Annotated in this window: 11 protein-coding genes and 3 pseudogenes; 12 read left to right on the top strand and 2 right to left on the bottom strand. The window is 57.2% G+C overall.

All coding sequences use genetic code 11. The annotated features are described in order from the left end of the window. The 3 genes and pseudogenes from AC0YKC_RS33490 to tnpB form a co-directional block, all read left to right on the top strand. Positions 1-207: pseudogene (locus AC0YKC_RS33490) on the top strand (IS5/IS1182 family transposase); the annotation flags it as partial. Between the two features lie 70 nt (positions 208-277). Continuing rightward, entirely contained in the window at positions 278-430 is a 153-nt protein-coding gene (locus AC0YKC_RS33485; protein WP_488514179.1) for a hypothetical protein, read from the top strand. Beyond that, complete coding sequence (gene tnpB / locus AC0YKC_RS33480) at positions 427-600, top strand: IS66 family insertion sequence element accessory protein TnpB (RefSeq protein WP_488514178.1); 174 nt, start codon at positions 427-429, stop codon at positions 598-600. Before AC0YKC_RS33485 ends, tnpB begins: the two co-directional genes overlap by 4 nt. Positions 601-647: 47 nt before the next feature. On the opposite strand, the gene AC0YKC_RS33475 is transcribed toward tnpB, so the two are convergent. Further along, complete coding sequence (locus AC0YKC_RS33475; RefSeq protein WP_488514177.1) at positions 648-1,109, bottom strand: LysR substrate-binding domain-containing protein; 462 nt, start codon at positions 1,107-1,109, stop codon at positions 648-650. A 215-nt stretch (positions 1,110-1,324) separates the two neighbouring features. On the opposite strand from AC0YKC_RS33475, the gene lysA reads away from it, so the two are divergent. The 8 genes from lysA to AC0YKC_RS33435 all read left to right on the top strand — a co-directional run bounded on the left by lysA (position 1,325) and on the right by AC0YKC_RS33435 (position 9,935). Next, complete coding sequence (lysA, locus tag AC0YKC_RS33470; RefSeq protein ID WP_488514176.1) at positions 1,325-2,686, top strand: diaminopimelate decarboxylase; 1,362 nt, start codon at positions 1,325-1,327, stop codon at positions 2,684-2,686. Further along, complete coding sequence (gene dapF, locus AC0YKC_RS33465) at positions 2,683-3,576, top strand: diaminopimelate epimerase (RefSeq protein WP_488514175.1); 894 nt, start codon at positions 2,683-2,685, stop codon at positions 3,574-3,576. Before lysA ends, dapF begins: the two co-directional genes overlap by 4 nt. Before the next feature lie 92 nt (positions 3,577-3,668). Then, entirely contained in the window at positions 3,669-4,772 is a 1,104-nt protein-coding gene (locus AC0YKC_RS33460; protein ID WP_488514174.1) for an ABC transporter substrate-binding protein, read from the top strand. 155 nt (positions 4,773-4,927) lie between these two features. After that, the gene (locus AC0YKC_RS33455; protein WP_488514173.1) at positions 4,928-5,884 is read left to right on the top strand and encodes an arginase family protein; all 957 of its coding nucleotides are present in this window, start codon (positions 4,928-4,930) and stop codon (positions 5,882-5,884) included. 107 nt (positions 5,885-5,991) lie between these two features. Continuing rightward, positions 5,992-6,987 (top strand): M14 family metallopeptidase, encoded by a 996-nt coding sequence (locus AC0YKC_RS33450; RefSeq protein WP_488514172.1) that lies wholly within the window; start codon positions 5,992-5,994, stop codon positions 6,985-6,987. A 26-nt stretch (positions 6,988-7,013) separates the two neighbouring features. After that, positions 7,014-8,849 carry an ABC transporter permease subunit gene (locus AC0YKC_RS33445; protein WP_488514171.1) on the top strand — a complete coding sequence of 612 codons (1,836 nt, stop codon included), beginning with the start codon at positions 7,014-7,016 and terminating at the stop codon, positions 8,847-8,849. Between the two features lie 16 nt (positions 8,850-8,865). Continuing rightward, positions 8,866-9,777: an ABC transporter ATP-binding protein gene (locus tag AC0YKC_RS33440; protein WP_488514170.1), complete on the top strand. Its 912-nt coding sequence runs from the start codon at positions 8,866-8,868 to the stop codon at positions 9,775-9,777. After that, positions 9,723-9,935 carry a TOBE domain-containing protein gene (locus tag AC0YKC_RS33435; RefSeq protein WP_488514180.1) on the top strand — a complete coding sequence of 71 codons (213 nt, stop codon included), beginning with the start codon at positions 9,723-9,725 and terminating at the stop codon, positions 9,933-9,935. The genes AC0YKC_RS33440 and AC0YKC_RS33435 overlap by 55 nt, the downstream gene beginning before the upstream one ends. 686 nt (positions 9,936-10,621) lie before the next feature. Here AC0YKC_RS33435 and AC0YKC_RS33430 read toward each other — a convergent pair. Further along, a pseudogene (locus AC0YKC_RS33430) lies at positions 10,622-11,277 on the bottom strand (IS1634 family transposase); the annotation flags it as partial. Between the two features lie 521 nt (positions 11,278-11,798). Here AC0YKC_RS33430 and glyA point away from each other — a divergent pair. Next, positions 11,799-12,010, top strand: a pseudogene (glyA, locus tag AC0YKC_RS33425) (serine hydroxymethyltransferase); the annotation flags it as partial.

Raw genomic sequence — 12,010 nt, 5'->3', positions numbered from 1 at the left:
ATGAAGACCGACGGGCGGCTGGACCGGAACTTCCTTCTCGGGCATTCTGGCGACGCCATCAATGCGCTGCTCGTGGCCGCCGGCCAGCGCCTCATCCTCGCCACACTGGCGCTTTGGCGTGCGCTCGTCCTGCTGGCTATCGCTGCTTGCGCCGCCAAACCGGATACTTCCTCCCGTCGCTGCGCCACTGCCGCGTCAATGGCTTAGCCATTGTTCAGGGCGGACTAAGTGGCGCCGCGCGCTGAGAGCCCGCGAGACGGGCTTTGCCGAAGTTGTCATGGCTCCCAATGAGCCTGTCGCCGCTTCGGTGCCGGCGGCGCCGCCGGCGGTGATCGAAATGGAGATCGCCGGCAAGATGCGGCTGCGGGTTCCGCTGACCACGCCACCGACACTGGCGGCGGCGATGGTGAAGGCGATGGGCGTTTCATGATCCCGGTCCCGAGCCAGGTGCGGATCTGGTTGGCGGTCGGCCGGACCGATATGCGTCGCGGGATACAAGGCCTGGCTCTGCAGGTTCAGGAGACGTTGGGCCGGGATCCGCATTTATGTGTCGGTCTTGGATATGGCGGCGCGGTCCCGAAGCGGCTAATTCCGCGGTGATCGTAAGCTTTGCCGCCACATAATATCTCATCACTTTCTCCTTTGGCTCAGGATTTCCCTGGCACGCCCGTGATGGAGAGAGTGTAATGTTGGAGCTTTATTGCCGGAAGCACGTACAAAACTTCGCCGACATCGATTCTCTCGTTTCTCGCTCCCTCGTAGTCATAACTCCCTTCAGTCAGACCCATGTCAAACATCTGGGTTGTGAGGTCATTCTGCAGGGATGCTTCTTCGAGGGAGTGAACGGAAAGATGGACATGTGGGCGGCTCTTCAAAAAGCGACTGCCAACGAGCGGCAGAAATGCTTCCGCATAGGCTGGGATGGAAGCGATCCGAAGATGGGCCGTGTTATGCCCTCTTATCGCAGTGGCAACCCGACTGATTTCATCCATGCCGACGAACGAGCGTGCAATCACCGACTGCAACAATTGAGCCTGACTTGTTGGGGTCAGCCGCTTCCCGAACCTGTCGAACAGATCGAAGCCAAGCTGCTTTTCAAACTCGCGCAACTCACGGCTAACCGTTGGTTGCGATGTGTTCAGCCGTCTTGTGAACCATGATGGCGTTGAAGATCTCTATCTGGCGCTGGCTGAGTCGCACGATCGCTCTGGTCTTATATCCAGAGTGAATTAAAGCATGACCGCATGCTATTTTCCAGACTAGGAAATCTATGAAATGAATCCGTCGAAGAACGAAGGCCGCATCTCCAGCAGGGAAGCCTCAAATGGCCGAACATCCGATAGCTACGATTGAGACCCCCCCAAGCACGGGACTTGATCAACTGGTCTATCGCAGTCACGCGCTTCACATGGAAGATGTTCGCATCGGTGCGATAGCTGAGGCCTTGGCTACACCGTTCTATTGCTACTCAGCGACCGCGATAAGAACGGCATACAGGACCCTATCTTGCGCGCTCAAGCCCGTCCGTGCCTCGGTTTGCTTTGCCGTCAAAGCGAATGGCAATCGTTCCATTCTCGGCCTCTTGGCTGAACTCGGAAGCGGTATGGACATCGTGTCGGGAGGCGAACTTGAGCGCGCGTTGGCGGCAGGTGTTTCCGCTTCCATGATCATCTTCTCCGGCGTCGGAAAGCGACGGGCCGAGATTGCCCGCGCGCTGGAGGTTGGTATCCATCAGATCAATATCGAATCTGCGTCGGAACTCGACCTCGTCATTGCGGTGGCAAGCAGCCTCGGACTGCGCGCACCAATCGCGCTGCGGGTCAATCCCAACGTTGATGCCGGCACCCATTCCAAGATCAGCACGGGCCGGAAGGAGGACAAGTTCGGTATTGCATTCGAGGCGATCCCAAGTCTCTATGCTAAAGCCGTTGCCGCGCCGGAACTCAATGTGGTGGGGCTCGCTGTGCACATCGGTTCACAGATCCTCGATCTCTCGCCTTATCGAGATGCATATTCTCGCATGGCGGATCTCGTAGCGTCGCTTCGGTCCCAGGATCTGCCTGTCCACCGCCTCGATCTCGGCGGTGGCATTGGCATCCGTTACGATCAAGGAACGGGACCGGAGGTCAGCGAGTTCGCAGCGATCGTGCGCGAGACGGTCGGCGACGCGGGCTGCGAGCTAACCGTTGAACCGGGGCGCTGGCTGTTGGGACCCGCCGGCGTTCTCGTGACCGAAGTCCTCTACGTCAAAGAGACTGCCGGTCGGCTCACCGCCATTGTTGATGTGGGAATGAACGACCTCATGCGGCCGGCACTTTATGGTGCTGTCCATCCAATTCTGCCCTTGCAAGATGATCGTGAGGGAAGTCGACATGTCTATCAAATCGTTGGCCCGGTTTGCGAGAGCTCTGATGTCTTCGGCACCTATGAAGACCTGCCGCTGTTGCGGCCCGGCGATCGCCTTATCTTTGGCTGCGCCGGTGCCTACGGTGCCTCAATGGCGTCGACCTACAACGCGCGCGATCTCGTACCCGAAATCCTAGTCGATGGACAGCGTTTCCGTGTGATCCGACGCAGGCAGACTACAGAAGCCTTGCTAGCGCTCGAAAACGAAACGCAGTGGCAAATACCTCTCACGGAGCTTGCGACGGAGGTCGGTGTGAATGTTAGGAGAGCAGCGCGATGAAGCACATCGATTTTCTCTCACAACATCCAGAGGTTGAATCGGCTCTGCACTGGCCGTTCATTAAGATGCACGGTCTCCAGAATTACTTCGTCATCCTTGATCGGCGCGACGGCAGTAAAGCTTTCGATGTTGAAGACATAGTCCGCATATGTAGTACCCATACCGGAGCTGGGGGCGAGCAATTGCTGACGATAGAGCAGCCTTCCGAGCATGGTTTAAATGCGGGTGCCTACGCGGCAATGAGAATTTTCAATATCGATGGCAGGGAAGTCGGCGCATGCGGCAATGCCACACGCTGCATAGCGTATCTGCTGCTCGAGGAGATCGGCAAGGACGAGGTACGGATAGAAACGGCATCCGGCGTTCTGCAATGCCGCCGGGCTGGGCTGCGGCAGATCAGCGTCACGTTTGGACCGATTAGCATCGATTGGCGCAAGATCCCCTTATCTCGCGGGGCTGATACTCTCCATTTACCCATCGAAAGCGGGCCGCTAAAGGACGGCGTCGCCCTCAATATCGGCAACCCGCATGCCGTTTTCTTCGTCCATCGGCTCGATGGTCTCGACATGGCGCGATATGCCCCGGCGGTGCAGAACGCTTCTCTCTTCCCGGAGGGCATCAATGTGGGTGCGGCTGAGGTGCTGGACGAAAAGACACTGCGGCTCGTAGTTTGGGAGCGGCCGGGTATATTAACCAAGGCATGTGGCACCGGCGCATGTGTTGCTGCCTATGCGGCACTGAAACGGGGCCTGGTCACTTCAACGACAATAGCAGTTCACCTTCCGGCCGGAAGGTTGGGAATCGAGCTTCTTGACGACGATATGGTTCGGATGACCGGTCCGGTCGCATTTTGCTGTCATGGTTTCATAGAGGGAGGTAAGCAGCGATAGTGACGATTATGCCGCTGATTATGGCTCGGATCATCAGGCCCCGACAAGAAGAATAAAGAGTCACAATTCACTGAAACAATGGGAGTTCGACTATGAAAATAACAACCACGAATCTGACAATGTGTGCAACGTTCCTGCTTTCGACGCTGCCTTGTGCGGCGCAGTCGCAGCCAATCCCCGACAATCTCAAGGGGAGCGGGGAAGTCGTTTTCGAATCGCAAGGAGGGACCACGGAGGCGGCACAAAAGAAGGCGTTTTTCGATCCTTTCACGCGCGATACTGGCATTAAGGTAGTGCTGATACCTGAAGACCTTGCGAAACTGTTGACTTCAGTTCAGCTTGGCCAGCCGGAAGCCGATATCGCCGAGATTGCTGGCGGGCAACTTTCAAGCTGGGTCAGCAAGGACGCTGTAGACAAGATTGATTACTCCTACTTTGCTAAGGAAACCTTGGCGGATATACCGGAGCAACTGAGAAGCGAATATGGCACCGGAGCGCTCCTGTACTCAGCCGGCATCGCTTATAACACCAACAAGTACCCGGAGAGCGGCAAGCATCCAAAGAATTGGGTGGACTTCTACGACGTCAAGGAATTTCCAGGAAAGCGGGCCCTGCCAAAATGTGAGAAGGTTGTTGACGGCGGTTTGCTCGAAGGGGCGCTAATGGGCGACGGCGTCCCACCGGAAAAGCTCTATCCCCTCGACACGGATCGCGCTTTCGCCAAAATCAAGCAGTTGATGCCCGATGTCGGGCGCTGGTGGGTGGCAGGCGCCGACGCTCCGCAGAGCCTCATCAACGGCGAGGTCGACATGGCTGCAGCTTACAACGGCCGCATTTTCGCCGCGAAGAAGCAAGGCGCGCCCCTTGCGTTTTCATGGAACCAGTCCTTGCTCCAGTATGACTACTTTATAGTCCCGAAGAACTCTCCAAACAAAGAAAACGCATACAAGTTCTTGGCCTATATTTCCCGTCCGGAACCGCAGGCGGCTTTTGCAGAGGCGATATCTTATGGCCCCGTGAACAAGGGGGCCTACAAACTCATTCCAAAGGAAATAAGCGAAATCCTTCCCGGTGCGCCTGATCTTGTCAAGAAACAGGTTTTCCAGAATTACGACTGGTGGGGTAAGGCTGGCGCCGACGGTCGCACCAACTACGATGTTGCGCTCGACGGTTGCGTTGCGCTGCTGTCGCGATAACAGGCCGTTCCGCTGCGGGCTCTAGTTGGCCTGCAGCGGCAAGGACTGCGTGACGACCAGGGCAGTCACGCCGAATTCTCGCGCAGATGTCATCGATGCGGTTTCGACCTTCTGTTCGAGCTTCACGTCGAACCAGCTTTGAAGGAAATAGTACCATGAAGGCGATTAATCGCCCCCATACCGGGATTCCCAGCTACATGCGGCAGCGCGTCGCTCTGACGCCCGCCGACTACATCGGCGCCAAGATCGGAATACTCGGGGTACCCTTTGATGAGGGCACATACTTCCTGCCGGGCTCACGCATGGGCCCCCGGGCGATCCGTGAGCATTCCCTTCGTTTCTCGGCGACGGAGGCGCTCTACGATCCGGACGTGGATGAGACCTACCTCGGCGAGGAGCTGAAGCGGGGCCTGATCATTGATTGTGGCGATGTCGACATCCGTCCCGCGAACGCCGCCCGGACCTTTGAACTGATCACGCAGCGAGTTCGCGAGATAGTTGAGGCCGGCCTGCTGCCCGTAGTTCTCGGAGGCGATCATTCCATTTCCTACCCGATCTTCGAGGCATTCGAGAAGCCGCTACATGTTATCCAGTTCGACGCACATCAGGACTACTCGGAGATCGACGAGGATCTGAACCGCACCAACTCTCATGCCTTCCGCCACATTGCGGGAATGAAGACGTGCCTCTCTCTGACCCAGGTGGGCATTCGCGGCATGGGTACGACCAAATCCCATGTCGAGGATTTGCGTGCAAAGGGTCACCGGGTCATTTGCATGACAGAAGCCAGGCGGCGTGGACCGCAAGGTATCGCAGAGTTGCTGCCGGCTGGCTCCGACGTTTATGTTACTATTGATGTGGATGTGCTCGACCTCAGCCTCGTTCCTGGGTGTGTTTCGGCCACGCCGGATGGCTTGACCTTCCCTCAGCTCGTGGAAAGTCTGAAGGCGATCGCAGAACGACATCGGATCGCGGGCTTCGACTTCGTCGAGGTCAATCCACTGCTTGACGTCGGGACCGGCGTAACCGCCAATCTGGGCGCTAAGATCGTTACGGGCTTTCTTGGCTTCATCTGCAACCAACCCTGGTGGGCGACGCTCCGTGAAGCTTGATCTGCAGGAGATCATGGTTATCTCGCAGTCGGCATCTGCCACGGCCGATCGCCGTTCCCGACGATGGACAAAGCTGTTGGGCTGTCAAAACTGGCGCAGGTGAGTTAATGGAAATTACTGCCTCTAGCAACAGCTGTGCGTATGGACAGCCCGGCATTTTCCGCGGGCATCTGCGGTTCGGCAATCCTCGTCTCGTCGGGTATAGCTGGCCGCTGTGCGAAATTCGCGGCAGAAAACCAGGTTCGCGGCTCTGTGTATCTGCCGGTGTCCATGTCAACGAAGTCTCCAGCATCGAAGCGGCCGTGCGCCTGCAAAGGTTGTTCGATCCCGATACGATCGAAGGTTCCGTCTCGATCATTCCGTTGATCAACCAACCAGACCAATATAAGTATTCCGAATACGTCTGCCCTATTGATGGAAAGAACATCAACTACACATTCCCCGGAAAAAGCGACGGAACTTTTTCTGAAGCATTGTGCGACGCGATCATGAATGAATGGTGCATCAGAGCGGATTGTTATATAGATATGCATGGCGGTGACCTGCGGGAAAATGTGTCCAAATTTGCAATTTTCCAGCACACACATGATCCCGAGCTCGACGCCATGGCGCGGCGGATGGCAATGTGCTTCGACTCCGAAATCGTGCTCGGCCTGCCCTTGGCCTATATGAACAAGCCCGGGCGCCCTCCCACAGGTTTTGCTCGGCACAACCGGCTTGCGCTTATGTCGGAGGCGGGTGGAAACGGGCTGCTGGACGAGAACGCGATCTCCTTCCACGTCGAAGGAGTGCTCAACATCGCCCGCACCCTTGGGATCATCCATACACCCCTGACGCCGTTCCGAAATGCCCGGGTGCCATGCAATGACTACCTCTGGGTCGACTGCCCGGTCGATGGGGAGTTCCATGGCAAGGTCGAGCCAGGCGACCGGGTGAAGAAGGGCCAGAATCTTGGCGAGATTCGCGATCTATTCGGCGAGCCGTTAGCGGAAGTCACTGCACCCGAGACGGGATTGCTTGTGTGGCGCATGACGCATCCCTCGATCCCGAAAGGAGCTCCGGTGCTGGCGGTTGCAGTCGAAGAAAAACCCGTCCGGTCATGAGAGGTGCGGCGAGGAAGGACGATCAGATGAATGCACTCGTAGCGACAGGAAAGCCCTCTGGTTCGGCCACGGTCCAACCAGCGAAGAGGCGCGATCTCATAAACCGGCTACTGGAAAATGGCTGGATCCGCGGCAGCGTCATTGCCGGTCCTCTCGGCGTCCTCCTGGTCGGCTTCCTGGTTATTCCGCTGTCGATAATCGTGTGGGGCAGCGTCGATGGTGCCAAGCTGAACCTCGCGCACTATACGCGCATATTTTCCGACCAGACCAACCTGAAGATCCTATTGTACACGCTGAGGGTTGGACTGATCGTGACCCTGGTGTCGCTGGCGGCCGGTTACCCGGTTGCATATCTGCTGACGAAGGTCAGGTCGCGCGCCTTATCCATCGTGACAGTTTTCATTCTCATTCCGCTCTTTACGGCCTTTCTTATTCGGACCTACGCGTGGATCATAATCTTAGGCCGTCAAGGGGTCGTCAACAATACGCTCATCTGGCTTGGCGTTATCAGTGAGCCCCTTCCACTCCTCAACAACACCTTCGCCGTCGTTATCGGTATGACACATGTGTTCATCCCGATGGCGATCTTCACAATGTTTTCGTCAATGGTGCGGATCGATCACGACTTCGCCCGCGCTGCGCAGATTCTCGGTGCAAAGCCGGTCCAGGCCTTCTTGCGGGTCTATTTTCCCATGACCCTTCCGGGTGTCTTTGCTGCCGGGATCCTGATCTTCATTGTTGCGATAGGCTTCTATATCACGCCGGCCCTTCTTGGCGGGCCGAGCGACACCATGGTATCGCAGTTGATAGTAATTCAAATGACGACGCTGCTGAATTTCGAGCTCAGCTACGCGTCATCAATCGTGCTCCTTTTGGTGACGGTCGGCATTCTTTTCTTTGCAAGCCGGTTCATTCCCCTAGAATTGATTTGGTCGTCGTCGACGGTCGAACTGTCCTACCGTAGGCCGAGCGCGGCTCCTCGTGCCCTAAGCGGTGCGAAGCGGGCGTTGCGGCCGCTTCTCAACGCGGCCGAGACAATAATTCATATTTTCACGAAGCCCCTTTTGACGGGCAATTCTCGCTGGCTTTGGGCCTATACGATCCTCGTACTCATCTTCCTCACGGCGCCTTTAGTGGTAGTTATCATCATCTCGTTCAGTTCGTCGCCCTTCGTTGTCTTTCCCCCTCCGGGCTTCTCACTGCAATGGTGGACGAAGTTGGCACAGGCGACGGACTGGCATGCATCCTTCATCTTCTCCGTCAGACTCGGAATCATTTCTGCGCTCTTGGCGACGACTATCGGAACCATGGGGGCCTTTTGGTTAGTCCGTACAACGTTGCCCCTCAAGAGGTCGCTCTTCCTTTTCTCGCTTTCCCCTCTCATGGTTCCAGTTGTCATCATCGCCACGTCGCTCTACGTCTTCGAAGCCCGCATTCACGTGCTCGGCAGTTTCATTGGGCTGGTGATCGGACATGTGCTTCTCTCCGTGCCCTATGTCGTCGTGGTCATGGCGGCAGCGTTGCGCAACTTCGACCAATCGCTCGAAAGGGCGGCTGCGGTACATGGTGCGCGCCCCATCCAAGTGCTGCGCCTCATAACACTGCCAATCCTTAAGCCAGCGTTATTAACTGCGGCTCTTCTCGCCTTCCTAACATCATTCGACGAGCTGCTCGTCGGCATCTTTCTGCTCGGACGTCAGACCCCGACGCTGCCGATCAAGTTCTGGGGCGACATAAAGTATCAGATCGACCCGCTCCTCAGTACAGCTTCGACCTTCATCATCGTTCTCGTCACTGTAACGATCCTGATGGCCCAGTGGATCAGGGTGAGGCACGAAAACCGTACCTCAGCCAACAAATGAACGATCGGAGGCACTGATGTCCACCAGCCTTGAGATGAAGAAGATCCAGAAATGGTATGGCGCGCTCCACGTCGTGCGCGACTTCGACCTCTATGTCGAGCCCGGCGAGTTCCTGACTTTTCTCGGTCCATCCGGTTCCGGCAAGACCACCGCGCTGAAGATGATCGCTGGCTTCGAGTCGCCGAGTGGCGGCGACATGTTGCTCGGCGCGAGTTCCATTGTGGATGTGCCTCCTTATGAACGCGGCATTGGCATGGTGTTTCAAAACTATGCGCTCTTTCCGCACATGACCGTGACCGAAAATGTCGCCTTTCCGCTTACGGTGCGGAAGGTTGGGCGCGCCGAGACTGAGGAAAAAGTCTTGCGCGCTTTGCAGTTGGTCAAGATGGTTGAGTATCGCGACCGGTACCCCAATCAGCTTTCCGGTGGACAGCAGCAGCGCATTGCCCTTGCACGCGCCGTTGTCTTCAATCCCAGCATCCTGCTCATGGACGAGCCGCTCGGTGCTCTCGATCGCAATCTTCGAGAACACATGAAGATCGAGATAATGCGCATTCAAAAAGAGTTAAATATCACCGTCGTCTTCGTTACCCACGATCAGGACGAAGCGCTCACTATGTCGGACCGGGTTGCTGTCATTAATGAAGGCAGGCTCGTTCAGGTCGCCGACAGCAAGAGCCTCTACTATAGTCCGCAAGACCGTTTCGTGGCGTCGTTCGTCGGCGAGTCCAACCTTCTCCCCTGCCGCGTCGACCATATCGAAAACGGCGCGGGCCAGGTGGTCATCGGCAACCATCCTGCAGGCATCGCTCGCCTGTCAGGGCAACTGGGGGGGGGGCGGGATGGCTTTTTGTCAGGCCGGAGCATGTCGATATCAGGCCACGCGGCGGAAAGTCCAATGCCCAAAATGTCCTTGAAGGGGTCGTAGAGGATGCACTGTTTCTGGGCGAGATGACGCGCTATTCGGTTCGCTGCGAGAATGAAACCATCACGGTCAAGCAGCAGAATCGGGGGCAGACCCAACTTGCCGGCGGAACCCCGGTCACCATTTCATGGCATACGGAAAACTGTATTGTGTTGAATTGAACCGGGAAACGTCGGCATTCCGAAGAAAGCCCGGTCCTGCCATATCTATCTATCTTCATATGCCGATCCTTGGCCGCATGTGGGTTTGGCCGCAAAACGGATCCATAGCTCGTCTTCCCTTTTGCGCAAGCCCCGCGGATTACCATCGAACGGCTGAGCCTAGAGCACGTCCTGTTTAATCCGGTTCTCCGGTTCTGGAGTGCTCCCCGTTTCACCGGACAGTCGGCTTAGGTTGAGATAGCCCTGATGAACTGCCGAGGGGAAGCCATCTTGAGCGCGGAGTGTGGGTGGATTTCGTTATACAACTCGGCGACGGAACACCCACGGGACCGGTCCGGAGCGCGAGCTTCTCTATCCATGGCATCCTTGGGCGGGTCGCCAGGTCCATATTCATGAAGTGATCGACAAGAACGAAGCAGAGGTTTTCCGCTGCAGTCTTTCTGGCCGGGTATCGCATCGCTGGCTGGAGGTTCCTGGGTGGATGTTCGATCGGAGCCTCAGCGTGAGTTGGTGCATCACGACTGCTCCGCACGTCTACCTTGCCGCGCTGGGCCCCCTGGCGAATCTGCTCCACGACACGGGCGCCCCATCGCAATTGCCGGAGATGGGCGCAGCATTGGACTGTCACGCGAATCGGGGAGATGTCCATGCCGAGCCATGCCACGACATACCAGTTCGATCTGTTCTCGAAGCCGATCGACCACCGGCATCAGGACTGTCACGTCAGCGGTGCTGCCCGGCACCATCTCGATGCAGATAGGCCGGCCCTCGGCGTCAACGACCAGCGCCAGGATCATTTGCGCCAGACCGGGGCGGTAGTCCTTGGAATGCCCGCGCTTGCCCAGCCTCTCGCCGCCCGCGCCATGGAAGGACAACGACGACGTGGTGTCCATGAACACGAGGCTGAGGTCGGTGAACAGGTCCTGCCGGCGCGCGAAGAGCTTTTCCTCGATCACGTCTTTCACGCAGCGTGCCACCAGCGCGCCTTGCGCCTTCTCGCCGAGTTCCTCGCCCAGCCACGCCATTGCCCGGTAAAAGTGATGGAGCGCCAGACCCTCGGCGCCCTCGATATCATAATCGGCCATCCAGTTCGCGCAGTCGCGGTCCGAGCCCGAAACGAACAGCCGATGCAGCGTGCCAACGAACACCGCCCGTTCCACCGCCAAGCCGAACTCGCGCCCTTCCAGCACCTCTTCCAGCACCTCGCCGATCCCGAGCCGCTGCCACAGCCTTCCGAACAACAGCGGACCGCCATGCGCTGGCGAACGGTTTTGCCGTCGCGGACACTTTCCACGAGGTAAAGGTAGCGGTGGCCGCGCGCGACTCTCTCAACGACAAACATGCCGGCGTTGTTAGCGAATAAATGCCGCAGAATCCATACAACATGCGGCTAGCTCCAACTGTTCAAGTCGGGTCAAACCGTCATCCAGCCCCATGGCGTCTTCAAGCGCGATTATGTCTCCGCACACAGCTCGATTTTTTTGCGTAAGGCGAGGGATCCGGCTCGCTGCACCTTAACCAAGCATCTTGTCGGGTAAAACCGGTAGCGGGTGACTGTGGATGAAATGGAGACCGCTGTCCGGGGATCGCCGGTGACAGTGCCGTCAATAGGCCCGTCCTCAAGTTGGAGGGGCAGCGAAACTCTTGCGCCTCGCGAGAGCAACCGGGGATTTTGGCTGCGCTGGTGGTTATCATATCAAAAACGCATGATGAGCCGCCAAGTATATATTTCCAGGCCTAAGTCGTTTCTGCCATGATCCGTTCAAGCGAGCATCCCGTGCGCCGGCCCAACAACAACCAATAAAACAACTTCAATCCCGCGATGGTGAAAGTGAAGCCATACTGTTCGCAAAGGAGATCGGAATGAATGCAAGTGCGTGGTTTTTTGAAGAGACACTTTCTAAGGCCGACCCTGAAGTCGCCCTTCACATCGCTGCGGAAGAATCCCGCCTACGTGGCCAAATCGAGCTTGTCGCGCCGAAGAACTACCTCAGCCGGGCTGCGCGTGAGGCCATGAATTCCATGGTGGTGTTTGCAACGATTGAAGGTTATCCGGGCAAGAGGTACCACGCTGG

Source organism: Mesorhizobium sp. CNPSo 4661 (assembly GCF_057784215.1).
This window is presented reverse-complemented; position numbering and strand designations above follow the sequence as displayed.

Excerpts from the sequence above, each read along its gene's own strand:
- AC0YKC_RS33460 (WP_488514174.1), top strand. The coding sequence starts at position 3,669 with ATGAAAATAACAACCACGAATCTGACAATGTGTGCAACGTTCCTGCTT.
- AC0YKC_RS33445 (WP_488514171.1), top strand. The coding sequence starts at position 7,014 with ATGAATGCACTCGTAGCGACAGGAAAGCCCTCTGGTTCGGCCACGGTC.
- tnpB (WP_488514178.1), top strand. The coding sequence starts at position 427 with ATGATCCCGGTCCCGAGCCAGGTGCGGATCTGGTTGGCGGTCGGCCGG.
- AC0YKC_RS33485 (WP_488514179.1), top strand. The coding sequence starts at position 278 with ATGGCTCCCAATGAGCCTGTCGCCGCTTCGGTGCCGGCGGCGCCGCCG.
- AC0YKC_RS33455 (WP_488514173.1), top strand. The coding sequence starts at position 4,928 with ATGAAGGCGATTAATCGCCCCCATACCGGGATTCCCAGCTACATGCGG.
- AC0YKC_RS33440 (WP_488514170.1), top strand. The coding sequence starts at position 8,866 with ATGTCCACCAGCCTTGAGATGAAGAAGATCCAGAAATGGTATGGCGCG.
- lysA (WP_488514176.1), top strand. The coding sequence starts at position 1,325 with ATGGCCGAACATCCGATAGCTACGATTGAGACCCCCCCAAGCACGGGA.
- AC0YKC_RS33450 (WP_488514172.1), top strand. The coding sequence starts at position 5,992 with ATGGAAATTACTGCCTCTAGCAACAGCTGTGCGTATGGACAGCCCGGC.
- dapF (WP_488514175.1), top strand. The coding sequence starts at position 2,683 with ATGAAGCACATCGATTTTCTCTCACAACATCCAGAGGTTGAATCGGCT.